This is a genomic window from Janthinobacterium sp. GMG1 (genome assembly GCF_034427795.1).
Lineage (GTDB): Bacteria > Pseudomonadota > Gammaproteobacteria > Burkholderiales > Burkholderiaceae_D > Janthinobacterium.
In genome coordinates, this window is sequence record NZ_JAXQNT010000006.1 from 301207 (window position 1) to 323707 (window position 22501).

Annotated in this window: 18 protein-coding genes, 8 tRNA genes and 1 pseudogene; 19 read left to right on the plus strand and 8 right to left on the minus strand. The window is 60.9% G+C overall.

Annotated elements, in window-relative coordinates; all coding sequences use genetic code 11:
• Positions 1-47: 47 nt before the first annotated feature.
• Positions 48-800, minus strand: a complete 753-nt coding sequence (locus SJI03_RS18000) for an SDR family oxidoreductase (RefSeq protein WP_322428093.1) — start codon at positions 798-800, stop codon at positions 48-50.
• A 214-nt stretch (positions 801-1014) separates the two neighbouring features.
• Between SJI03_RS18000 and SJI03_RS18005 the strand changes: the two genes are divergently transcribed.
• The 3 genes from SJI03_RS18005 to SJI03_RS18015 all read left to right on the plus strand — a co-directional run bounded on the left by SJI03_RS18005 (position 1015) and on the right by SJI03_RS18015 (position 3167).
• Positions 1015-1539 (plus strand): hypothetical protein, encoded by a 525-nt coding sequence (locus SJI03_RS18005; RefSeq protein WP_322428094.1) that lies wholly within the window; start codon positions 1015-1017, stop codon positions 1537-1539.
• 124 nt (positions 1540-1663) lie between these two features.
• Positions 1664-2101 (plus strand): hypothetical protein, encoded by a 438-nt coding sequence (locus SJI03_RS18010; RefSeq protein WP_322428095.1) that lies wholly within the window; start codon positions 1664-1666, stop codon positions 2099-2101.
• Positions 2102-2198: 97 nt separating this feature from the next.
• A complete protein-coding gene (locus SJI03_RS18015; protein WP_322428096.1) occupies positions 2199-3167 on the plus strand; it encodes an IS1595 family transposase in 969 nt (322 codons plus the stop codon).
• 41 nt (positions 3168-3208) lie between these two features.
• Here the strand turns inward: SJI03_RS18015 and panC are convergent, their stop codons facing one another.
• The 5 genes from panC to metG all read right to left on the minus strand — a co-directional run bounded on the left by panC (position 3209) and on the right by metG (position 8025).
• Positions 3209-4048, minus strand: coding sequence for a pantoate--beta-alanine ligase (panC, locus tag SJI03_RS18020; RefSeq protein WP_099380687.1), 840 nt, complete (start codon positions 4046-4048; stop codon positions 3209-3211).
• Positions 4049-4102: 54 nt separating this feature from the next.
• Positions 4103-5035, minus strand: coding sequence for a ScpA family protein (locus SJI03_RS18025; RefSeq protein ID WP_322428097.1), 933 nt, complete (start codon positions 5033-5035; stop codon positions 4103-4105).
• A 17-nt stretch (positions 5036-5052) separates the two neighbouring features.
• A complete protein-coding gene (locus tag SJI03_RS18030) occupies positions 5053-5262 on the minus strand; it encodes a DUF3460 family protein (protein WP_034778041.1) in 210 nt (69 codons plus the stop codon).
• A gap of 107 nt (positions 5263-5369) precedes the next feature.
• Positions 5370-5849 (minus strand): GNAT family N-acetyltransferase, encoded by a 480-nt coding sequence (locus SJI03_RS18035; RefSeq protein ID WP_034778216.1) that lies wholly within the window; start codon positions 5847-5849, stop codon positions 5370-5372.
• Positions 5850-5868: 19 nt separating this feature from the next.
• On the minus strand, positions 5869-8025 hold the full coding sequence (gene metG / locus SJI03_RS18040; RefSeq protein ID WP_322428098.1) for a methionine--tRNA ligase: 2157 nt from the start codon (positions 8023-8025) through the stop codon (positions 5869-5871).
• Between the two features lie 160 nt (positions 8026-8185).
• Between metG and apbC the strand changes: the two genes are divergently transcribed.
• From apbC to SJI03_RS18055, 3 genes are all read left to right on the plus strand, one after another.
• Positions 8186-9274 (plus strand): iron-sulfur cluster carrier protein ApbC, encoded by a 1089-nt coding sequence (apbC, locus tag SJI03_RS18045; RefSeq protein WP_322428099.1) that lies wholly within the window; start codon positions 8186-8188, stop codon positions 9272-9274.
• A 231-nt stretch (positions 9275-9505) separates the two neighbouring features.
• A complete protein-coding gene (locus tag SJI03_RS18050) occupies positions 9506-9913 on the plus strand; it encodes a DUF4399 domain-containing protein (protein ID WP_322428100.1) in 408 nt (135 codons plus the stop codon).
• Between the two features lie 138 nt (positions 9914-10051).
• A complete protein-coding gene (locus SJI03_RS18055) occupies positions 10052-11734 on the plus strand; it encodes an alkaline phosphatase family protein (RefSeq protein ID WP_322428101.1) in 1683 nt (560 codons plus the stop codon).
• A 5-nt stretch (positions 11735-11739) separates the two neighbouring features.
• Here SJI03_RS18055 and SJI03_RS18060 read toward each other — a convergent pair whose 3' ends face one another.
• On the minus strand, positions 11740-13311 hold the full coding sequence (locus SJI03_RS18060; protein WP_099380691.1) for a phospholipase D family protein: 1572 nt from the start codon (positions 13309-13311) through the stop codon (positions 11740-11742).
• A 63-nt stretch (positions 13312-13374) separates the two neighbouring features.
• Positions 13375-14613 carry a diaminopimelate decarboxylase gene (lysA, locus tag SJI03_RS18065; RefSeq protein WP_322428102.1) on the minus strand — a complete coding sequence of 413 codons (1239 nt, stop codon included), beginning with the start codon at positions 14611-14613 and terminating at the stop codon, positions 13375-13377.
• 101 nt (positions 14614-14714) lie between these two features.
• Between lysA and SJI03_RS18070 the strand changes: the two genes are divergently transcribed.
• The 13 genes and pseudogenes from SJI03_RS18070 to earP all read left to right on the plus strand — a co-directional run bounded on the left by SJI03_RS18070 (position 14715) and on the right by earP (position 22433).
• A complete protein-coding gene (locus tag SJI03_RS18070) occupies positions 14715-15626 on the plus strand; it encodes a LysR family transcriptional regulator (RefSeq protein WP_322428103.1) in 912 nt (303 codons plus the stop codon).
• Between the two features lie 70 nt (positions 15627-15696).
• The gene (gene gltX / locus SJI03_RS18075) at positions 15697-17103 is read left to right on the plus strand and encodes a glutamate--tRNA ligase (protein WP_322428104.1); all 1407 of its coding nucleotides are present in this window, start codon (positions 15697-15699) and stop codon (positions 17101-17103) included.
• Positions 17104-17227: 124 nt separating this feature from the next.
• Positions 17228-17303, plus strand: a tRNA-Ala gene (locus SJI03_RS18080).
• A gap of 67 nt (positions 17304-17370) precedes the next feature.
• Positions 17371-17446, plus strand: a tRNA-Glu gene (locus tag SJI03_RS18085).
• Positions 17447-17580: 134 nt separating this feature from the next.
• A tRNA-Ala gene (locus SJI03_RS18090) sits at positions 17581-17656 on the plus strand.
• Between the two features lie 51 nt (positions 17657-17707).
• A tRNA-Glu gene (locus SJI03_RS18095) sits at positions 17708-17783 on the plus strand.
• Positions 17784-17830: 47 nt separating this feature from the next.
• Positions 17831-17906 (plus strand) — tRNA-Ala (locus tag SJI03_RS18100).
• A gap of 179 nt (positions 17907-18085) precedes the next feature.
• Positions 18086-19056, plus strand: a pseudogene (locus tag SJI03_RS18105) (IS110 family transposase).
• 386 nt (positions 19057-19442) lie between these two features.
• The gene (locus tag SJI03_RS18110) at positions 19443-20519 is read left to right on the plus strand and encodes a DUF5694 domain-containing protein (RefSeq protein ID WP_322428105.1); all 1077 of its coding nucleotides are present in this window, start codon (positions 19443-19445) and stop codon (positions 20517-20519) included.
• 242 nt (positions 20520-20761) lie between these two features.
• Positions 20762-20837: transfer RNA gene (locus SJI03_RS18115), tRNA-Glu, on the plus strand.
• A 124-nt stretch (positions 20838-20961) separates the two neighbouring features.
• Positions 20962-21037 (plus strand) — tRNA-Glu (locus SJI03_RS18120).
• Between the two features lie 57 nt (positions 21038-21094).
• Positions 21095-21170: transfer RNA gene (locus tag SJI03_RS18125), tRNA-Glu, on the plus strand.
• 93 nt (positions 21171-21263) lie between these two features.
• The gene (earP, locus tag SJI03_RS18130) at positions 21264-22433 is read left to right on the plus strand and encodes an elongation factor P maturation arginine rhamnosyltransferase EarP (RefSeq protein WP_322428106.1); all 1170 of its coding nucleotides are present in this window, start codon (positions 21264-21266) and stop codon (positions 22431-22433) included.
• Positions 22434-22501: the final 68 nt, after the last annotated feature.

Here is a 22501-nt window from a genome sequence, read left to right on the forward strand (position 1 = left end):
ATTCACGACACCTGGCAAAACCGACGCGCAGCAGGTTTAGCCAGGTGTTATACCAGGCCGCCATTGGCGCGCAATGTCTGTCCATTGACCCAGCGGCCATCCGGGCCAGCCAGGAAGGCCACAGCGGCGGCGATGTCGTCCGGCGTGCCCAGGCGTTGCAGGGGTGCCATCTTGCTCATGCGTTCTATCATTTCCTCCGTCTTGCCGTTCAAGAACAGGGCGGTGGCCGTGGGGCCGGGGGCGACGGCATTGACGGTGATGTTCTTGCCGCGCAATTCCTTGGCGAAGATATTCGTCATCGCCTCGATGGCTGCCTTGGTGGCGCCGTAGACGGAGTAGCCGGGCAGGGCCAGGCCGATCACGCTGCTGGAGAAATTGACCACGCTGCCGCCGTGCCGCAAACGCGTCGCCGCCTGGCGCATGGTGTTGAAGCTGCCCTTGACATTGATGGCGAACAGGCTGTCGAAGGTGGCATTGTCCGTGTCGGCCAGGGCGGGCAGCACGGGCGGCATGATGCCGGCGTTGTTGACCAGCACGTCGACACCGCCGAAGGCCGCTTCGGCCGCATCGAACAGGGCTTGCACGTCGTCCGCATCGGCCACGTTGGCCTTGACCGCGATGGCGGCACCGCCGTCGGCAAGAATGGCCGCCACCAGTTCGTCCGCCGCGTCCTTGCCGCTGGCGTAATTGACGACGACCTGCATGCCATCGCGTGCCAGGCGGCGGGCGATGGCGGCGCCAATGCCGCGCGAGGCGCCCGTGACGATGGCAACTTTGTCGGGATGGGGTGTTGTGTTCATGGTGCTTCTCCTGTCGTGTGGGAGGCCCGAAATGCCGAGCCAGTGCAGTCATTGTGATCTTTGTTTGATTGTGGATAAAGATGGTTAATATGGTTTTACTGTGCAAACAGAAATAACAATGATTGTTGGCCTGCATGGCACAGTGCAGGCAGGAATGCCCCCTTTATCGGCCTTGCCGACTCGCCTACAGTGCTGGTTTCCCTTGGAGGCCACCATGTTTCAACGATTGTCCCTGGTTCTGCTTGCCGCCGGCGCGCTGCTGTTGCCGCTGGCCCGCTACGCCTATTCCTTCAACGCCAAGCATCCACCAGTTGCCATGCAAGCATCTGTCACCTATCTGCACCTGCTGCGCAAGACGCCTTTCTTCACGCAATTGAACACGGCGCAGTTGCGTGACGTGATCGCCCATGCGCAGGAGTGGGAAGTCGAGGCGGGAACGCCCATCGCCGCGAGCAAGGACGGCGATGGCGCCATCTGGATCTTGCTCGATGGCGGCTGGCAGGTGGAAGCGGGCGGCAAGGTCTATCCTGCCCTGCATGACGAGGCCGGCAAATGGTATGGCGGCGTAGCCGTGCAGGGCGCAGCCTTGCCGTCGCGGCTGGTGGTGAACCAGCACAGTTATGTGATGCATATCAGTGCAGGTGACTTTGCCCGCATGCGCGAACAAGGCTTCGATTTCGGCGCCCACGTGCGCCAGGGCGAGCAGTTTTACGGTGGGATTTTGCGCAATATCGACTAACTACAACTAGTTACGAAGAGGAATGAAATATTTCCATAAGTTAACTTTACACTTCAACTAAAGTGGCCCATGATCGCTGCAGTATTCCACCTTTGTCCCCGACCCCGACAAGAAGGAGCGCACGATGCGCCGAGCACCCGTATTATTTTTTGCCCTGAGCACGGCCCTGTTGACGGCCTGTGGCGTGAGCCTTGAACAAACCGCCGTTGCGCCTGTCGCGTCTGTCGAGATGCAGGAGCCTGCCGATGCTGATGGCAGGCATGCCTACCTGCACCGCGTGGGCGGCCATGACTATGTCAGCCTGAACCAGAATGGCCCCGAGGGCGGTTTGCCGATACTCATGGGCACGCAGCGCCATGCGCACGCCATCCGTTTGCTGGCGGCCGATCCGGCCCAGGTGCGGGCCATCCTGCGCAGCCTGAGGCTGCCTGCAAACCAGCGCAAGCTGTGGGCGGGAGAAGAAATCGTGCTCGATGCGGCCAGTTATGACATGTTGCAAGCGGCCCGCGGCAGCAGCAAACCGCTGTTTGCCGAACTCAAGCTGGTAGGGATGGAGAGGTAAAAAAGAAGGCTCTGTCATCGATAAATAGGGGAACTGCCGGAATTTTCCCTTGGCATTGCTGTCTGACTCTGCATACTTACCACACAGGGAGCAGATCGTGCAGCCAGCCGAATGGATCCGTTTTATCGCCCAGTTTGCTCACCTGAACCGACGCCAGCGGCAGACAGGCATGGCCCTGCTGTGTGACAACGCACCGCAAGACGCGACCGTCGCGTTGCTGGAAAGCGTGGCGCAGCCGCGCTTGGCCTGTCCCGCCTGCCGCTCGCCTCACCTGCACCGGCATGGCCATGCGCACGGCTTGCAGCGCTACCGCTGCGTGCCTTGCGGGCGCACTTTCAATGCCTTGACGGGCACGCCGCTGGCCCGCTTGCGTCACAAGGCGCTATGGATCGCGTATGCCGATTGCCTGCTCGACTCCGCCTCGGTGCGCCAGGCCGCTCAGCAGCTGGGATTACACCGCAACACCACGTTTCGCTGGCGCCACCGCTTTCTCAGCGTGGCGAAGACGGACCGGCCGCATGGCCTGCATGGCATCGCCGAGGCCGATGAACTCTACGTGCTGGAATCGGAAAAGGGATCGAGGCAGATGACGCGGCCGGCTCGCCGCCGGGGCGGCCATGCCTTTAAACGCGGTATCTCGAATGAGCAAGTCTGCATCCTGGTGGCGCGCGACCGCACGGGCCAGACCCTTGATTTCGTCACGGGCAAAGGCGCGTTGACGAAGGCGCAGCTGCACCGATGTTTGTTGCCCGTTATCGACAAGGATGTTCTGCTGGTAACGGATGGCCATGCGGCCTACCGGGCGTTTGCGAGGGAAGCGGGCATCAGCCACGAGGCCGTCAACTTGCGCGCCGGCATCCGCGTGCAGGGCGCCGCGCATGTGCAGAACGTCAATGCGTATCACAGCCGCCTGAGACAATGGCTCGGTCCGTTTCATGGCGTGGCCACGCGCTACCTGCCAAATTACCTGGGCTGGCGCTGGATACTCGACGCCGGACGCATCCGTTCACCAGAAACGTTATTGAAAGCAACGCTGGGAGTATTCCCACATCTGGCGGTGACATAGCCAAAAAGAAACGGGGCCGAATGGCCCCGTTGTGACAGTGCTTATATTTCGAGGTTGTCGATGAGTCTGGTTTGCCCCAGCTTGGCGGCGGCCAGCACCACCAGCGGTTCACCGGCGGCCAGTTCCGCAGCGTTTGGCGCTTGCAGGTTGGCGCGCTTGCGCACGGCGATGTAGTCCGATTTCCAGCCGCGGTTGTCCAGCAATTGCATGGCCGCCTGTTCCAGTTCGCCGACGGCCAGGTTGCCCTTGCGCACTTCCTCCGCGACGAAGTTGAGGCCCTTGTACAGTTCCGGCGCTTCCGCGCGTTCGCTTTCCGACAGGTACATATTGCGCGAGGATAAGGCCAGGCCATCGTCTGCGCGGTAGGTTTCCGCGGCAATGATTTCCGTCGGCAGCGCGAACTGGCGCGCCATGTTGCGGATGATCATCAGTTGCTGGTAATCCTTCTTGCCGAACACGGCCACCCGCGGACCCACGCACGAGAACAGCTTGGTGACGACCGTGCACACGCCTTCGAAGAAGCCGGGGCGGAACTCGCCTTCCAGGGTATTGCCCAGGTCATCGGGCGGGCGCACGCGGTATTCCTGCGGTTCCGGATACAGTTCCTTTTCCGTCGGCGCGAACAGCACGTACACGCCTTCCTTTTCCAGCTTGGCGATGTCGGCCGCCATGGTGCGCGGATATTTTTCGAAGTCTTCGTTCGGGCCGAATTGCAGGCGGTTCACGAAGATCGAGGCGACGACGGGGTCGCCATGCTTGCGCGCCAGGCGCATCAGCGACAGATGGCCTTCGTGCAGGTTGCCCATGGTGGGGACGAACGCCGTGCGCAGCTGTCCGCTGAGCTGGTCGCGCAATTCTTCGATGTCGGAAATAATTTTCATGGATTGCTTTCGCTAAAACCCCGTTGTACGGTGGTCAGTGACAAAGGGAAGGGGTCAGGCGGGCGAATAGGCCAGCCGGACGTAGATGGGTGCAAACGGTTCTGCCTGCGTGATTTCGATCAAGGTTTCCTTGGCCAGTTCCAGCAGGGCCACGAAGTTGACCACCACTACGGGCACGCCGCCGGCAATGTCGAACAGTTCGCTGAACTCGACGAAGCGCGACGATTGCAAATGGCGCAGGATGCTCGACATGTGCTCGCGCACGGACAGTTCCTGGCGGCTGATGCGGTGATGCTGGGTCAGTTTGGCGCGTTTCAGCACGTCGAGCCACGCCTGCTGCAAGTCCACCGGTTCCACGTCGGGCCAGGTGGGCGTCAGGCTTTGCTCGATGAAAATCTGCGTGCGCACGAAATCGCGCTCGAACTGCGGGATGGCATTCAGGTCGTAGGCGGCCAGCTTGATCTGCTCGTACTCGAGCAGGCGGCGCACCAGTTCGGCACGGGGGTCGCCGCCATCTTCCTCGACGTCGCTCTTGCGCGAAGGCAAGAGCATGCGCGACTTGATCTCGATCAGCATGGCCGCCATCAACAAGTATTCTGCGGCCAGTTCCAGGTTGCGCACGCGGATCTGGTCGACATATTTCAGATATTGCAGGGTTACCTGCGCCATCGGAATATCGAGAATGTTGAAGTTTTGCTTGCGGATCAGGTAGAGCAGCAAGTCGAGCGGGCCTTCGAAGGCTTCGAGGAAGATTTCCAGCGCGTCCGGCGGAATGTACAAATCCGTCGGCATGCGCATCATCGGCTCGCCATACAGGCGGGCGATGCCCAGCGGGTCGGCGGCGGGCGCCGCGTCCGTTACCTTGCTTGAAGATGCTGCAGGGTCGCCGCTGCCGTCGCCTTCAGCGACAGGTTCGGGCGACTCGATGACTGCGCCGGCACCGGAAGCATCGGCTTCCGGCGTGACTGCAGACTCTTCAGGCAACATCGTGCCGGTTCCAGATATTAGTTCTTGTTCTGGTAAACGTAAGCCTGTTGCTTGACGGCCGACGCCAGCTGGCGTTCCTGCTCATCGATGCTGACGGCCGGCTTGTCCCACAGCAGGGCGCGGCCCGCTTGCTGGCCCGCTTCCATGCCAGGATTCTTGGCCTTCAGTTCGGCGATGAACAAGGTATGGTCGGATACGTAGTTGTTGTGTTTTGCAGGCAGTTTCATATTCTCTTCTGAGTGTCTTATGGGTAAGGTCAGCCGGCCGTATTTTACCGCGCCGTGTGGCCTGGCGGGTTGTTGTATCGGCAAGTCCGGGGCGAAATTGCTAAAAATCAATAACGCAGCAAACGCCGCATCACCATCGGCGCCGGTTCGGCGGGGTTGGCGTGCGAATATTCCAGTTCTTCGGCCAGGTCGAATTCAAAGGCCGCATAAAAATCGATCAGCTTGCGCTGGTCGCGCCGCACGGCCAAGCGCAATTCCTCGGCCTGGCACGACAGACCGTGATGAATGATGGCTTCCAGCAAATGCTGCGAAACGTGGCTGCCCCGGTAGGCGGGCAGCACGCCCATGCGTGAAATCTTCCAGATGGCGGGGTCGCTGTCGAGCGGCATCCAGCGCAGCGAACCGGCTGGAATGTCGTCGATCAGCAACAGAAAACCGCCACCATGGCGCAATTGCTCTTCCACCTGCTGCGCCGTCTCGTGGTGTCCACTGGACGAGGCTGCCACCTTGCCGGCCCACGCGGCGCGGGTCAGCTCGGCCATCAGCTGTGCATCGGCATTCGTTGCTTCGCGCACCACGATATTCATCATCGGTCCTTGTGCTGGCTTAACGGATGCGCATGCCAGGTTCGGCGCCCGGCCACGGGTTCAGGATGTAGATGCCTGGATTGGCCTTCTCATCTGCGCTCGATGCCGCCATGACCATGCCTTCCGAAATGCCGAACTTCATCTTGCGCGGCGCCAGGTTGGCCACCAGCACCGTCAGCTTGCCGACCAGTTCTTCCGGCTGGTAAGCCGAGCGGATGCCGGAGAACACGTTGCGCAAACGGCCTTCGCCCGCATCCAGCGTCAGGCGCAGCAGCTTGTCGGAGCCTTCGACCAGTTCGCAGTTGACGATTTTCGCGATGCGCAGGTCGACCTTGAGGAAGTCGTCGATCTTGATCTCGGGCGCCAGTTCCTCGATGGCGGCACCGGCGGCAGCTGCAGGCGCTGCGGCGTCGTTGGCGGCATCGGCAGCCGGTACCGCGATGGCGGCGGCTTGCGGTGCGTCAAACAGCGCTTCGATCATCTTCGCATCCATGCGCGTCATCAAGTGGCTGTAGGCGCCGATGGTACGGCCCAGCATGCTGTTCGAGACGGCGTCGCCGAACACTTGAGTGTCGGCCCAGGTAAATTCCGCGTCGTTGAGGAACGAGGCAACGTTCTTGGCCACGCCCGGCAGGACCGGCGACAGCAAAATCGTCAACTGGCGGAACAGGATCAGGGCCGTGGTGCACACGTCGTGCAGCTCGGCCGTCTTGTCCGCATCCTTGGCCAGGATCCATGGCTTGTTTTCATCGACATACTGGTTGGTGATGTCGGCGATTTCCATGATTTCGCGCAAGGCCTTGCCGAATTCGCGGTTTTCAAAGTGCGCAGCGATGCTGGCCTGGCGCTCGACGATGACGCCGTTGACGTCCACCGTCAGTGCGCGGTTGATCCAGCTTTGCGCGCCTTCCGACAGCGTCGACGCCAGCTTGCCGTCGAAACGCTTGGCGATGAAGCCGGCGCAGCGGCTGGCGATGTTCACGTACTTGCCGATCAGGTCGCTGTTCACGCGGGCGACAAAATCTTCGCCGTTGAAGTCCAGGTCTTCCACTTTTGAGTTCAGCTTGAAGGCGATGTAGTAGCGCAGCCATTCCGGGTTCATGCCCAGGTCCAGGTAGCGCAGCGGCGAAATGCCCGTGCCGCGCGACTTCGACATCTTTTCGTTGTTGACCGTCAGGAAGCCGTGGACGTTGACTTTCAGTTTGTCGATCACCGGGTGGCCGGCAAATTTCAGCATGGCGGGCCAGAACAGCAAATGGAAGGAGACGATGTCCTTGCCGATGAAGTGGATTTGTTCCGTGGCAGGATCGTTCAAGAGGGCGTCGAAATCGAGGCCTTTCTTGTCGCAATAGTTTTTCAGGCTGGCCAGGTAACCGACGGGCGCATCCATCCACACATAGAAGAATTTACCTGGCGCATCGGGAATCGGGATGCCGAAGTAGGGCGCATCGCGCGAGATATCCCAGTCGGCCAGCTTTTCACCGGCTTCGCCCAGCCATTCGCTGACCTTGTTGACCATTTCTGGCTGCAAGCGGCCTGGCGTGTTCAGCCAGCTTTTCAGGAATTCGAAGCAGCGCGGGTCGGACAGCTTGAAGAAATACTGTTCCGACGGCTTCATCACTGGCGTCGCGTTGGTAAACACGGAGAACGGGTTGACCAGGTCGGTCGGCTGGTAGGCCGCGCCGCACACTTCGCAATTGTCGCCGTACTGGTTCTTGGCGCCGCATTTCGGGCATTCGCCCTTGATGTTGCGGTCGGCCAGGAACATGCCCTTGACCGGGTCGAAGAAGCGGTCGACGGTTTTCGTGACGATCAGGCCCGTATCACGCAGCTTGCGGTAGATCGATTGCGACAGGTCGACGTTTTCCGGCGAATCCGTCGAATACCAGTTGTCGAAGGCGATATGGAAGCCATCGAGGTACTGGGCGCGGCCGGCAGCGATGTTGGCGACGAATTGCTGCGGCGTGATGCCTTCCTTTTCGGCGGCAATCATGATGGGCGTGCCATGCGTATCGTCGGCGCCCACAAAGTGCACTTCACGGCCGGCTGCGCCATCGCGTTGCATTCGCTGGAACCGGACCCAGATATCAGCCTGGATGTATTCCATGATGTGGCCAATGTGAAAAGCGGCGTTTGCGTAAGGCAGGGCAGTGGTGACGAACAGCTTGCGAGTCATGATTGATGCACTTTTGGGATGGATAATAGGACATTTTAACAGCGGAAAGGCAATATGAGCAGATGCAGCGCCGGCAAGTGATGCTTTTGCCGCCATCGCGCCATGCAAATTTGCGCTAGACTGCGCGTATTGCACATATGTAGTACACACGGAGATTTACATGAGCATCACAGTAGAAGACGTCAAGGCCGCGCTGGCCCAGGTTATTGATCCAAATACACATAAAGATTTCGTTTCCAGCAAAACCGTCAAGAATCTGACGGTCGATGGCGATGATATTTCCCTCGACATCGAGCTGGGCTACCCCGCCAAAAGCCAGATCGACCTGATCCGCAAATCCGTGCTGGCCGCGCTGCGCGTGCTGCCGGGCGTGGGCAATGTCAGCGTGGGCGTGTCGTCGAAAATCATTTCGCACACGGTACAGCGCGGCTTGAAGCCGATGAGCAACGTGAAAAACATCATCGCCGTCGCTTCCGGCAAGGGTGGCGTTGGTAAATCGACAACGGCTGTCAACCTGGCCCTGGCCTTGGCGGCCGAAGGCGCCACCGTCGGCATGCTCGACGCCGACATCTATGGCCCGTCGCAACCGATGATGCTGGGCATCAGCGGCCAGCCAAAAACGCTGGACGGCAAGAGCATGGAGCCGATGGAAAACCACGGCCTGCAAGTGTCGTCGATCGGCTTCATGATCGATCCGGACGAGCCGATGGTGTGGCGCGGCCCGATGGTTACGCAAGCCTTGCAGCAGTTGCTGGACCAGACCAACTGGCGCGACCTCGATTACCTGATCGTCGACATGCCGCCAGGCACGGGCGACATCCAGTTGACCCTGTCGCAGAAAGTGCCCGTCACGGGCGCCGTCATCGTCACGACGCCGCAGGACATCGCCCTGCTGGACGCGCGCAAGGGTTTGAAAATGTTCGAGAAAGTCGGCATCCCGATTCTGGGCGTGGTGGAAAACATGAGCACGCACATCTGCTCGAACTGCGGCCATGCGGAAGAAATCTTCGGCGCCGGCGGCGGCGCGAAGATGTGCGCGGACTTTGGCGTGGAATTCCTCGGCGCCTTGCCGCTGACCATGGCGATTCGCCAGCAGACGGATTCGGGCACGCCGACCGTCGTGGCCGAGCCGGAAGGCCCCGTCGCCGTGATCTACAAGCAGATCGCCCGCACCATCGCGATCAAGGTGGCGGAAAAGGCGAAGGACATGACCAGCAAGTTCCCGAGCATCGTCATTAAAAACGATTAAACGTCGGGCGACCTTGCAAACCTACTGCGCAGCTCACTTTCGGGTCGGCGTTACTCACCGTACTAAAGTACGGTTGCGTTACTCAACCCGACATTGAGCTTGCTCGCTACGGTTTTCAAGGCCGCCGTGGTGCCATTGGATTATCCATTAGGATAATTCTTCCCCGGCGCCATGCTCGCCAGGAATATGGTTTCATGCAGTCCGTGTTGTTATTAAACAAGAGGAGGCATCATGCAATTGACCACCGTATTCCTGCGCCAGGCCGCAGTCCTGATTGCCGGCAGCCTGATGGCCGCCAGCGCGTTTGCGCAATCCGTCTCGTTCGTCGAGCCCGTCGATGGCGCGACAGTGACGAGCCCGTTCAAGGTCAAGTTTGCCGTCAGCGGCATGGACGTCAAGCCGGCCGGCGACATGACGGTCAAGACGGGCCACCATCATTTGCTCATTAATATGGGGCCGATGAAGGCGGGCGACATGATTCCCATGGATGACAAGCATTTGCATTTCGGCAAAGGACAAACGGAAACGGACGTCACCTTGCCGCCTGGCCAGTACACCTTGACGATGCAGTTCGCCAATGGCGCGCACCAGTCGTATGGGCCGGAGTTAAGCAAAAGCATCAAGGTGACGGTCAAGTAAGTCAGATATATTGTCTGTTGCGGCAAAGGCCGGGTTCCAGCGACGGAGCCTGGCCTTTTTTATATTGTTGCCTCTTGTCATTATTGTGTCATATAGTCGGCGTATGCTGGCCGGTGGCCTAACTTTTGATGAGCGGATATGACGAAACATTTCTCCCTTTCCCGGCAACTGGCGCAGGCGCTGCTGCTGATGGCTGGCGTGGCGGCGTGCCAGGCGCATGCGGCCAAGGCGATTCCTGCCGTTGCCTCTGCGGCGCAGCCGAAGCTGGTAGTGGTGCTGGTAGTGGATGGCTTGCCGCAGGAGCAGGTGACGCGCTACCGCGACCAGTTCGGCCAGGGCGGTTTCCGCCGCCTGCTGGAGCAGGGCGCGTGGTTCAGCGATGCGCACCAGGCACATGGCATCACGGTCACGGCCATCGGCCATTCGGCCGTGCTGTCGGGCGCCTACCCGTACCAGCATGGCGTGATCGGCAATAACTGGATCGACCCCGTCACGAAAAAATCCGTGTACTGCACCGAAGATGGCAATTTCCATTACATCGGCGAAGAGACGCAGTCCGACGACGGCACGGCGCCGACGAAACTGCGCGTGAGCACCCTGGGCGACGAGCTGCGCTATTCCACGGGCGACAAGGCCAAGGTCGTCACGGTATCGGGCAAGGACCGCGGCGCCATCCTGCTGGCCGGGAAAACCGGCACGGCCTATATGTACATGGAAAAGACGGGCAATTTCGCCAGCAGCACCTATTACATGCAGCAGCATCCGCAATGGGTGCAGCGCTACCAGGCCGCCAAACCGCAGGACCGTTACTATGGCAAGAGCTGGACGCCGCTGCTGGCCGATTCGGCCTATGCGCGCGACGCCCGCGATGATCTTGTGGCAGCCAAGCCGGGCACGCGCAACACCTTCCCGTTCGCCTACTACAGCGACAGCGGCAAGCTCGATGGCGAATACTACAGCCGCTTGAAGTCCAGTCCCTTCCTCGATGAATTGACCCTGGAATTCGCCCGCGCCGCCATCGATGGCGAGAACCTGGGCCGCAACCCGGCCGGCGTGCCCGATATCCTCGGCGTGAGCCTGTCCGCGCACGACTACGTGAACCATGCCTACGGCCCGGAAAGCAAGATGTCGCACGACCACCTGCAGCGCCTGGACCGCATGCTGGCCGGCTTCTTTCTTGACCTCGATAAAAAAGTCGGCATGGACAACGTGCTGGTGGTACTGACGGCCGACCATGGCTTTGCCAACGTGCCGGAATTTGCCGAAACGCGCGGTTTCTCGGCCAAGCGCATCGACGGCGCCAAGCTGGTCGATGCCTTGAGCCAGCATCTGGCGACGACCCTGGGCATCGACAAGCTGGTGACGATGTCATCGCTGCCGAATATCTATCTCGATTACGCGCTGGCTGAAAAGAGCGGCGTCAATCGCGCTGCCCTGGAAGATGCGGCGGCCCGCTTCCTGCTGCAGCAGGACGGCCTGGCGCAAGTCTATACGCGCACGCAGATGGAAACGGGGGCCGTCGCCACGCGCATGGACACCCTGATGCGCCGCGCCTGGAACCGCCAGCTGTCGGGCGACCTGATGCTGGTGACAAAACCGGCCTGGTACTTCGGCAAGGGCAGCGGCGGCACCTCGCACGGCACGCCCTATACCTATGACACCAACGTGCCGCTGATGGTCTTCGGCCCCCGCTGGATCAAGCCGGGCGCGTATGGCCAGTATGCGGAAGTGGTCGATATCGCACCTACGCTGGCCCATTTGCTGCGCATACGCCAGCCGTCGGCGTCGGAAGGGCGGGTGTTGACGGAAGCGGTGCGCTAGGCCGCTTACAGCAGCCAGTCGATCGGCAGCACGGACAGAATCGCCACTCCCATGCGCTTCCACACGCTGGTGCCCGGTTCCGTGTCGTAGCGCGTGGTGGCGCCGCTGGCGTCGCGGGCGAGCCAGTACAGGGCGCCGTCGTCGCCAAGCAGCACCTGGTAGGCGCGCTGCGGGATCGTGGTGCGCATGGCTAGACCCAGCTGGCTGGCCAGCGCGGGGCTGTCGATGACGAGGCCCATTTCCGTGTTCAACTCGATCGAGCGCGGATCGAAATTGAACGAGCCGACAAAGATGCGCCGGTCGTCGACGGCAAAGGTCTTGGCATGCAGGCTCGATGCGGAGCTGCCGAAGTGGCCCGGCTGTTCGCGCGCGTCGCCGGCTTCCCACGAGCGGCGCGACTCGTACAGCAGCACGCCCGCTTCCAGCAGCGGTTTCCTCCACTTCGCATAGCCGGCATGCACGGCCGCCACGTCGGTTGCTTCCAGCGCATTCGTCAGGATGCGCACGCCCACGCCCTTTTTCGCCAGGTCGGCAAAGGCTTGCGTGCCCGATTTGCCGGGCACGAAATACGGCGACACCAGGTCCACTTCCTTTTCCGGCACGCCCAGCAGGTTTTGCAGCTTGTCCGCCACGCCCGTGCCTGGTCGGGCCTTGTCCAGCACCTTGGCCGGGTCGTCGCTGACCATGCGCGTCTGGGCCCATTCGAAGGGCAGGGTGCGCTCCATCATTTGCCTGACGAAGGGCGAGGTGCGCAGCGCCTGCACGTATTCCTCGGCCGCCTTGGTATCGTCGATGCGGTCCGCCTCGGAGGCGATGGTGGCCGCGTCACCCTCGACAGGGGTGGTCAGCAGCAGCCTGGCCGGGTAGGCCGAGGCGCTGTTCCAGTAGCGGTCGAAATCCTGCGAGACGTCGTCGACGACGGGGCCGACGGCCAGCACGTCCAGGTCGGCGAACAGCACGTCGCCGGCCGCGCCAAAATATTCATCGCCCACGTTGCGCCCGCCAACGATGGTGGCCTGGTTATCGGCCGTGAACGATTTATTGTGCATGCGCCGGTTGAGGCGGGAAAAATCCGTGGCAAAGGCCAGCGCGCGCGGAGAGCGGGGCACGAAGGGATTGAACAGGCGGATTTCGATATTCGCCTGCTTGCCCAGCATGCTCAGGGTCTGGTCCAGGCCCGCCGTGTTGTTATCGTCGAGCAGCAGGCGCACGCGCACGCCCCGTTCGGCCGCCTGGCGCAGGGCGTCAAACAGCAGGGTGCCGGTGATGTCCTTGTGCCAGATGTAGTACTGCACATCGAGGCTGCGTTGGGCGGCGGCGGCCAGCAGGGCGCGCGCGGCAAACGCATCGCGTCCGTCGACCAGTGGATAAATGCCGGACACGCCGGGATGCTGCGCCACCATGGGCGCAATGGCCGTGGCCAGCCGGGTGTCGGCCGTATCGGTGATGACGCTGGAGGGGCTGCGCCCGTCCAGCGAGGGCAGCGAGGCGCAGCCGGCAAGGATGGCGGACAGCAGCAGGGGCAGCAGAGGCAGTAGAAAAACGCCGCTGCGGCGGGCAAGGGTGGTGGCGGGCATGGCGGGCTTTCATCGAGTTGCCCCGATGTTAGCAGATGCGCATGCCCGCACGCGGGCGCGGTTTTAGAGTTGTTCCAGCGCGATCAGCTCGGCCACCGTCTGGCGGCGGCGGATCAAGCGGGACTGTTCCCCATCGACCAGGTATTCCGCCGCATGCGGACGGCTGTTGTAGTTCGACGACATCGACGCGCCATACGCGCCCGCGCCTTCGAAGACGACGTAGTCGCCCACCTGCGCTGCTGGCAGTAAACGGGTTTCCACCACGCCGCCATCGCGCTGGGTAAACACGTCGCCCGATTCGCACAGGGGGCCGCCGACCACGGTGGCGTGCTGCGTGTCCAGTGCCCGGCCGTCATGCGCGATGACCGACATTTCATGGTAGCTGCCGTACATGGCGGGGCGCATCAGTTCATTGAAGCCCGTATCGAGCAAGGTGAAATGGTTGCCGCCCATTTGCTTGGTGGCGCGCACTTCGGCCACCAGCAGGCCCGCGTCGGCCACGAGGAAGCGGCCCGGTTCGATTTCCAGGTGCACGCGATGGCCCAGGTGCGCCTCGATCTGCTTGCGCGCCGCGTCCCACAGCTGGAAGTAGTGATCCGTGTCGACCGGCTGCTCGCCTTCGCGGTAAGGCACGGACAGGCCGCCGCCCGTGGAAATGGCTTCGATGTCGTGGCCCATATTCTTGACCAGGTCGACCATGGTGCCGCAGACGGTTTCCAGGTGGCTGTAGTCGACGCCCGAGCCGATGTGCATGTGCAGGCCGACCAGGTGCAGGCCATGCGCGCGGATGACGGCCAGCGCCTCTGGCAGCTCTTCATGCCAGATACCGTGCTTGCTGTTTTCGCCGCCCGTATTGGTCTTGTTGCTATGGCCATGGCCATAGCCGGGATTGATGCGCAGCCAGACGCGGTGGCCGGGCGACACAGGGCCCAGCTGGCGCAGCATGTCGACGGAGCCGCAATTGACTTCGATCTTTGCTGCCGCCACGCGCGCCAGGGTAGGGCGGTCGAACAGGTCGCAGGTGAACACCACGCCGGCGGCGCCGTTCGTTTGCGCTGGCGTAAAGCCTGCCTGCAGCGCGCGCTCGATCTCGCCCAGCGAGACGGCGTCCACGTGCACGCCCGCCTCGCGCATCAACGTCAGCAGATGGATGTTCGAATTGGCCTTTTGCGCGAAGCGCACGGTGTCGAACTGCGCCAGCTGCGCCACGCGCGCGCGGATGGTAGCCGCGTCATACACCCATAATGGTGTGCCGTGTTGCTGGGCGAGTTGGACAAGGGTCTGGTCGGTGACGGGCTTCATCGTGTGCTTTCGGTGGAATGAGGAGATAGCGCATGATGGCCGATTGTGCTTCGACTATAAAATATCTATTTAGGGCTACCTTATTCATTTATGATATGGCCATGACTATCTCCTTGCGCCATATCGAGGTCTTCCGAGCCATCATGACGACGGGCAGCGTGACGGCCGCCGCCGCCATGCTGCACACGTCGCAGCCCACCGTCAGCCGCGAGCTGGCGCGCCTCGAGCACTTGACGGGCCTGACCCTGTTCGAGCGCGAGCGGGGCCGCTTGCGCCCGACGGCCCAGGCGCTGCAACTGTTCGAGGAAGTGCAGCGCGCGTATTTCGGCCTGGAGCGCATCGTCAGCACGGCGGCGGCCCTGCGCCAGTTTGACCAGGGGCAGCTGTCGATCGCCTGCCTGCCCGTGTTTTCCCAGTCCTTGTTGCCGCAGGCGTGCAAGCGCTTCGTCGCCGATTTTCCCAAGGTGAGCATCAGCATCACGCCGCAGGAGTCGCCGCTGCTGGAAGAGTGGCTGTCGGCGCAGCGCCACGATATCGGCCTGACGGAAGTGGACAATGCGCCGCCGGGCACAGTGCTTGATACCTTGATGTCTGTCGATGAAGTGTGCGTGCTGCCCGATGGCCATGCGCTCGCCGGCAAGGCCGTGTTGCAGCCGGCGGACTTCGCAGGCCAGCCTTTCATCAGCCTGGCCGCCGTGGACCCCTACCGCCAGCAGATCGACGCCATCTTCGCGCAGGCGGGCGTGGAGCGGCGCATGGCGCTCGACACGCACAGCGCCGCTTCCGTCTGCGCCATGGTGCGCGAAGGCGTGGGGCTGGCCATCGTCAATCCGCTCACGGCCCTCGATTATGCGGGGCAGGGCTTGCAGATTCGCCGTTTTGCCGTGTCCTTGCCGTTCACGGTGAATCTGGTCAAGCCCCTGCACCGGCCCCTGTCGCAACTGGTCGCCCTGTTCGAGCGGGCGCTGCATGCGCAGGCGGACGAGGTGAAAAGGCGCTTGCTGCAGCTGTGACGACGCTTGTGGAGCGGCGGCGGTCAACAGAGTAAAATGGCGCTTTACTTATTCAAGCCTGACTACTTCGATGACCACAACCGCTACTCCCGTCCGTACCCGTTTCGCTCCCAGCCCGACCGGCTATCTGCATCTGGGCGGCGCCCGCACCGCTTTATATAGCTGGGCGTATGCCCGTCACTTTGGTGGCACCTTCGTGCTGCGCATCGAAGACACGGACGTGGAGCGTTCCACGCCGGAAGCCGTGCAAGCCATCATCGAAGGCATGAAGTGGCTGGGCCTGGATCACGACGAAGGCCCGTTCTACCAGATGCAGCGCATGGACCGCTACCGCGAAGTGGTGGCGCAGATGCTGGCCGAAGGCACGGCATATCACTGCTACTCGTCGCAGGAAGAAGTCGAAGCGATGCGCGAGCGCATGCGCGCCGCCGGCGAAAAGCCGCGTTACGACGGTACCTGGCGCCCGGAGCCGGGCAAGACCCTGCCAGCCATCCCTGCCGACCGCAAGCCCGTCGTGCGCTTCAAGAACCCGCTCGATGGCGACGTGACGTGGGACGATGTGGTCAAGGGCACGATCACGATTTCGAATCGCGAGCTGGACGACCTGGTGATCGCGCGCCCGGATGGCACGCCGACGTACAACTTCTGCGTGGCAGTCGATGACTGGGACATGCAGATCACCCACGTGATCCGCGGCGACGACCATGTCAACAACACCCCGCGCCAGATCAACATCCTGCGCGCCATCGGCGCTCCGCTGCCGCTGTACGGCCACCTGCCGATGATTTTGGGTGCGGATGGCGAGAAGCTGTCGAAGCGCCACGGCGCCGTCAGCGTGATGGATTACCCGGCGCAAGGCTTCCTGCCGGAAGCGATGCTGAACTACCTGGCGCGCCTGGGCTGGAGCCATGGCGACGATGAAGTGTTCTCGACCGAGCAGTTCTGCGAGTGGTTCAACCTGAACCACCTGTCGAAATCGGCGGCCCAGTTCAACAATGAAAAACTGGCCTGGCTGAACAACCACTATATCAAGCAGACAGACAACACGCGCCTGGCCGACCTGGCGCGCCCGCAAATGGTCGCCGCCGGCGCCGTCTTCGAAGGCGCGCCGGATCTGGCGCAAGTGCTGGGCATGATGAAAGAGCGCGCCAATACCATCAATGAACTGGCTGCCGCCTCGATGCTGTTCTTCCGCGAGCCGCAGCCGGAAGCGGAACTGGCAGCGCAGCACATCACGGATGCCATCAAGCCCGTGCTGGCGCAGTTTGCCGAGCGTATCGCCACGGTGGAGTGGAGCAAGGAAGCCGTCGCCGCCATGATCAAGGAAGTGCTGGCCGCCAATACCATCAAGATGCCGTTGCTGGCCATGCCTTTGCGTTTGATTCTGACGGGCCAGTTGCAGACCCCGGCCATTGACCAGGTGGTGGTGATCTTCGGCCGCGACACCGTGCTGGCGCGCCTGGCAAAGTGGCTGTAATCGCCGCGATGAAATACGCGTAAAAATACGGTGCGGAAACCGCCCCTATGAAAAGTTGCTCATAGACGAAAAAGGGTATTTGCAGAGTGAAACTTCTTTGCTATACTCTTGTTTCTGCACCAACGGGGGTATAGCTCAGCTGGGAGAGCGCTTGCATGGCATGCAAGAGGTCAGCGGTTCGATCCCGCTTACCTCCACCAGCAGCAAAATCGCAGTCAGGTTTTGTTAGTCGTTGAAGTGGTGCAGATGTTGTTTGGAAGTTCCGCGGTCCCCATCGTCTAGAGGCCTAGGACATCACCCTTTCACGGTGAGTACAGGGGTTCGAATCCCCTTGGGGACGCCAGGTAGTTGTGATATAGTAGTGGCAGTTGTTTGTACTGATTGTTGTAAGTTCAGAGCCGTAAAAAGCGGAATCTGGATGGAAAGCAAGTAGTGGAACAAAGTCGCCAAGTGCGGCTTTTATTATTTCTGCGCCCGGGGGGTATAGCTCAGCTGGGAGAGCGCTTGCATGGCATGCAAGAGGTCAGCGGTTCGATCCCGCTTACCTCCACCAACAGCGCAGAGATAAAGCGGCAAACTGTAGAGGTAAAAATGTAGTACCGAGGTCCCCATCGTCTAGAGGCCTAGGACATCACCCTTTCACGGTGAGTACAGGGGTTCGAATCCCCTTGGGGACGCCAGTTCAGTCTGGTGTTGTAGTGAAGAAGTAGCAGTGTTTCTGCGCCCGGGGGGTATAGCTCAGCTGGGAGAGCGCTTGCATGGCATGCAAGAGGTCAGCGGTTCGATCCCGCTTACCTCCACCAACAGCGCAGAAACAGGTAGTGAATAAATCAAAGTCGCCTTGAGCGGCTTTTTTTATTTCCGGAAATAGCATATAAGTCACAAGATATTCAAAGTCGCCTCGGCGGCTAATGAGATGGTCACCCTCCACCATATAAGTTACTAAACTTATAGGGTGTTTTCATTTCTGAAGGAGGCCATCATGGAAAACGTTACGCTCATCGGCATCGATCTCGGCAAACACAGCTTTCATGTCCACGGACAGGATCGCCAAGGTAAAACACTGCTGCGCAAGAAGTTCAGCCGCCCACAACTGATCGCGTTTCTCGCCACTTTCCATCCCTGCACCATCATCATAGAGGCCTGTGCCGGAGCGCACTTCTGGCCGGCTTTGGCCATGAGGCCAAGCTGATCTCGCCGCAGTTCGTGCGCCCCTTCGTCAAGAGCAATAAGAGCGACTTCATCGATGCCGAAGCCATTTGCGAGGCGGCCAGCCGTCCCGCCATGCGTTTTGTCACGCCCAAGAACGAGGCTCAACAGACGCTTTCGGCGCTGCACCGCGTGCGCGAATCGCTGGTACGCGAGCGTGTCAGGGCGAGCAACCAAATCCACGGCTTTCTGCTGGAGTTTGGCATCAGCTTGCCGGTTGGCCACGCTGCGATCAACAAATTGCCTTCCGTGCTGGCAGAACAGCGCCTGCCAGCACGGTTGATGCTGCTGCTGGAGCGATTGCATGCCCATTTCAAGTATCTCGACAAGCAGATTGCCGATATTGAGAAGGACCTGACCCGGCAAGTGACCGAGGACGATTTAGGCCGGCGACTCATGACAGTGCCCGGCATCGGTCCGATCACGGCCAGCGTGCTGGCCGCCGAAGTGGGTGACGGCAAACACTACCGCTGCGGGCGTGACTTCGCCGCCGCCGTTGGGCTGGTGCCACGCCAGTACAGTACCGGCGGTAAAAACAAGTTGCTGGTGCAGTGCGCGCGGGCTTACATGCAGAGGCTGGAGCGTCAACGTGGGCGCCTGGCGCAGTGGGTGCACGCCATGCTCACGCGACGCCACTCGAATGTGGTGGCCTGCGCATTGGCCAACAAACTGGCGCGCACGGCATGGGCCATCGCGGCCCACCATACCGAATTTGAAATAAAAGAGGCGCCCATGACAACATGAGGGCCTCCCAAGACTCACTGCTTTACAGCACACCTACCTGGTTTTGCGACTGCTGACATTGGATGACGTGAACGGCACACCGGCCTGACGGATAACCTGGCTAAAAAATCGGCTGTCAAAGGCCGAGCGGCTTTTAAGGACCGACAGGCGCGACTCTCATCGTGGCGCGGAGATCCATCTCCAACCAGACGCCGGATAGATTTAAGCAAGCCTACTCACATCATACAAAATCAGCTTGCAAAAAGGAGGGTGACCATAGATTTTTTTGTGCCTATTGGTTGCATGGATATAACTGACAGTGATTTGCGGAGTGGTTACATTTGGCTGGCGGCTTGATTTCATCAGGCCTGCGAATAAAACATGGACCATTACATTGAGGAGACAGGATGCATCGCGTACTTGCCAGTTTTTTTCTTGCCGCCGTTATTCACGTTCCCGCGCACGCGGATGCGCCGCCTGAGGCGAGATTTGACCCCGGTGCGCTGAAGTTGCAAAAGGGCCCGTCCAATGACGTGCTGGTGCTCGGCTCGCCCCATTTATCGCAGTTGCCGAAATCGTTTGATCTGTCTCAATTGAGCTTGCTTAACGAGCGCCTGGCGGGCTGGCGGCCGGACGCGATCGCGATCGAGGCACTTTCCGGCTTGCAGTGCGCTTTCTTGCGTGCTTATCCGCAGCGCTATGACGATACGGTGAAAACCTATTGCTATGACACTTCCGTCGCGCGGGCTGCCACGGGGCTGGATGTAATCGCAGCCACGGCCCAGGCGGAGCGCTTGCTGGCCGCCTGGCCGGCGGTGCTGTCCGCCGCGCAGCGGCGAACATTGGCTTCCCTGTTCCTGGCGGGTGGCGAGCGTGCATCGGCGCTGGTGCAATGGCTGCGCCTGCCCGTCGAGGAGCGGCGCGCCGGTGACGGCATTAGCGAGCCCTTGGCTGCAGACCTCAATTCCCTGCTGGGGCAGCGCAACGAGAGCTATCAGATTGCTGCCGTGCTGGCGGCGAAGGGCGGGCACGAGCGGGTGCATGGTATGGATGACCATACGTCCGATATGCCTGTTGACGATGAAAAGGCGTATGCCAAGGCGATCAGGGCGGCCTGGAATAACTCCTTTTCGGCCGAGCGCAAGCGCATCCACGCCGGGTTCGAGGGGCAATTCAATACGCCGGCTGGTGTGCTGGCGATGTATCGCGCCTATAACGGACGGGTAGAGGCGGACCTGGCCTTCCGCGGCGATTTTGGCGCGGCGCTCGAAGAGCCTTCGCCGCAGCGGTATGGCCGCAACTACGTCGCCTCCTGGGAGGTGCGCAACTTGCGCATGGCGTCGAATGTCCGCGAAATCATGGCGGCGCGCCCGGGCATGCGCGTGCTGGTCATCGTCGGCGCATCCCACAAGGGCTATCTGGAGGCGTATCTGAACCAGATGCATGACGTGCGCATCACCAGTACGGACGATATCTTGCGCTAAGGAGTGCTTTTGCCGCGCCGGGAGGTTGGCGCGGTTTTTCCTGCATGCCTGGCGTGCTGTTGCTTTGCATATCTTCCTGCCATCATCTTGTTTCCATAGGGAAGGGGGATGCAAAAAGGTGGAAAATAAGAAGGCCAGCAGTTGATTTCGTGAATCGCTTCGTGTTAAAATTCGCGCACGCTTTTTTGAGGGGCTAAGCAAAGCCTTCAACGAAGAGTCCGCTGAGAGTAAAGCCAGCACAGGTCCCCATCGTCTAGAGGCCTAGGACATCACCCTTTCACGGTGAGTACAGGGGTTCGAATCCCCTTGGGGACGCCAGGATTTAGTTGTAAAGTAAGAGTGCAGTGCTGAATGGGCCTGACAAGTCAGGCTTTTTTTGTTTCTGCCATATTGCTGCAGTACCGGGTCAGGATGCAAAGTAGTGCATTCAGGACAGATTTCTGTCCCCATCGTCTAGAGGCCTAGGACATCACCCTTTCACGGTGAGTACAGGGGTTCGAATCCCCTTGGGGACGCCAGATTCGCAAGCAGTAACAGGTCGGGGTGCGGAATAATGCATCTTGGACAGATTTTCTGTCCCCATCGTCTAGAGGCCTAGGACATCACCCTTTCACGGTGAGTACAGGGGTTCGAATCCCCTTGGGGACGCCAGACCGGCTGAATCAGCCAACAACAAAGCCGCCTGGTAACAGTGCGGCTTTTTTGTTATGGTCGCCATGCTAACATTTTTTCTTTCCCTTGCATATGCCATTACCCACCGATCGTGCAGCATCTCTGGCCATCTTCTGCAAAGTCGTCGACAACTACGGCGATATCGGTATTTGCTGGCGCCTCGCGCGGCAGTTGAGCGGCGAGCACGGCGTGGTCGTTACCCTGTGGGTCGATGATTTATCCAGTTTCCAGCGCATCTGTCCTGAAGTCGATGCGGCGGCCGAAGCGCAGCACGTCTCCGGCGTCACGGTGCGTCACTGGCGCGGCCAGGATGGCGTGTTTGCGCCCGCCGATATCGCCGACATCGTCATCGAATTCTTTGCCTGCGACATTCCGCCCGGCTATATCAGCGCCATGGCGCAGTGCGCCCCGCATCCCGTGTGGCTGAACCTGGAAGGCTTGACGGCGGAAGAGTGGGTCGAGGGCTGCCATGCGCTGACGTCGCCGCGCCACGGCATGATCAAGCATTTCTTCTTCCCTGGCTTTACGGATAAAACGGGCGGGCTGCTGCGCGAAGCGGCGCTGGAGGAGCAAAGGCTGGCGTTCCAGGCCGATGGGGATGCCATGGCGGCATTCCTCGGCCAATTCGGCGTGACGGAGGCGGAAATGCGCGCCTTGAAAGTTTCGCTGTTCTGCTACCCGTCCGCTCCCGTCGCCGAGCTGTTTGCGACCTGGCAGGCTGGCAGCGAACCCGTGACGTGCCTGGTGCCGGAAGGCGTCGCGTTCGATGCCGTTCAGGCCTTTATCGGCGATGATGCGGCGGTGGCCGGTGCGGCGCGCACGCGCGGCGCGCTCACCGTGCGCGTGCTGCCGTTCGTGCCGCAAGGCGATTACGACCGTCTGCTGTGGGCTTGCGACGTCAATCTCGTGCGCGGCGAAGATTCCTTCGTGCGCGCGCAATGGGCCGGCCAGCCGTTTCTCTGGCATATCTACGTGCAGGATGAAAACTTGCATCACGTGAAATTGCGCGCCTTCCTGCAGCGCTATGCGATGGATGCCGACGGTGCCATCGACAGTCTGGTGCAAGCGGCGCTGGCCTGGAATGGCGCCAGCGCGGATGCCTTGCCGTGGGCGCAGCTGTGGCCCGCATTGCAGGCCGATCTGCCGCGCATCCGGGCGCAGGCGCAGGCCTGGCAGCGGCAGATGCAGGCTAATGGCGATCTGGCAAGTAACCTACTGGCGTTCGCTGGCGCGACGAGATAGGCGCTTGCCAAAAATTAAGGTAAAATGCCCGGTTATTTCTAACGTATTTTTAACCGATCAAACGCAAG

What these genes read in the sequence shown, in the direction of transcription:
- SJI03_RS18000 (WP_322428093.1), bottom strand. Translation starts at nt 800, where the DNA reads ATGAACACAACACCCCATCCCGACAAAGTTGCCATCGTCACGGGCGCC.
- SJI03_RS18005 (WP_322428094.1), top strand. Translation starts at nt 1,015, where the DNA reads ATGTTTCAACGATTGTCCCTGGTTCTGCTTGCCGCCGGCGCGCTGCTG.
- SJI03_RS18010 (WP_322428095.1), top strand. Translation starts at nt 1,664, where the DNA reads ATGCGCCGAGCACCCGTATTATTTTTTGCCCTGAGCACGGCCCTGTTG.
- panC (WP_099380687.1), bottom strand. Translation starts at nt 4,048, where the DNA reads ATGAAAATTATTTCCGACATCGAAGAATTGCGCGACCAGCTCAGCGGA.
- SJI03_RS18025 (WP_322428097.1), bottom strand. Translation starts at nt 5,035, where the DNA reads ATGTTGCCTGAAGAGTCTGCAGTCACGCCGGAAGCCGATGCTTCCGGT.
- SJI03_RS18030 (WP_034778041.1), bottom strand. Translation starts at nt 5,262, where the DNA reads ATGAAACTGCCTGCAAAACACAACAACTACGTATCCGACCATACCTTG.
- SJI03_RS18035 (WP_034778216.1), bottom strand. Translation starts at nt 5,849, where the DNA reads ATGAATATCGTGGTGCGCGAAGCAACGAATGCCGATGCACAGCTGATG.
- metG (WP_322428098.1), bottom strand. Translation starts at nt 8,025, where the DNA reads ATGACTCGCAAGCTGTTCGTCACCACTGCCCTGCCTTACGCAAACGCC.
- apbC (WP_322428099.1), top strand. Translation starts at nt 8,186, where the DNA reads ATGAGCATCACAGTAGAAGACGTCAAGGCCGCGCTGGCCCAGGTTATT.
- SJI03_RS18050 (WP_322428100.1), top strand. Translation starts at nt 9,506, where the DNA reads ATGCAATTGACCACCGTATTCCTGCGCCAGGCCGCAGTCCTGATTGCC.
- SJI03_RS18055 (WP_322428101.1), top strand. Translation starts at nt 10,052, where the DNA reads ATGACGAAACATTTCTCCCTTTCCCGGCAACTGGCGCAGGCGCTGCTG.
- SJI03_RS18060 (WP_099380691.1), bottom strand. Translation starts at nt 13,311, where the DNA reads ATGCCCGCCACCACCCTTGCCCGCCGCAGCGGCGTTTTTCTACTGCCT.
- lysA (WP_322428102.1), bottom strand. Translation starts at nt 14,613, where the DNA reads ATGAAGCCCGTCACCGACCAGACCCTTGTCCAACTCGCCCAGCAACAC.
- SJI03_RS18070 (WP_322428103.1), top strand. Translation starts at nt 14,715, where the DNA reads ATGACTATCTCCTTGCGCCATATCGAGGTCTTCCGAGCCATCATGACG.
- gltX (WP_322428104.1), top strand. Translation starts at nt 15,697, where the DNA reads ATGACCACAACCGCTACTCCCGTCCGTACCCGTTTCGCTCCCAGCCCG.
- SJI03_RS18110 (WP_322428105.1), top strand. Translation starts at nt 19,443, where the DNA reads ATGCATCGCGTACTTGCCAGTTTTTTTCTTGCCGCCGTTATTCACGTT.
- earP (WP_322428106.1), top strand. Translation starts at nt 21,264, where the DNA reads ATGCCATTACCCACCGATCGTGCAGCATCTCTGGCCATCTTCTGCAAA.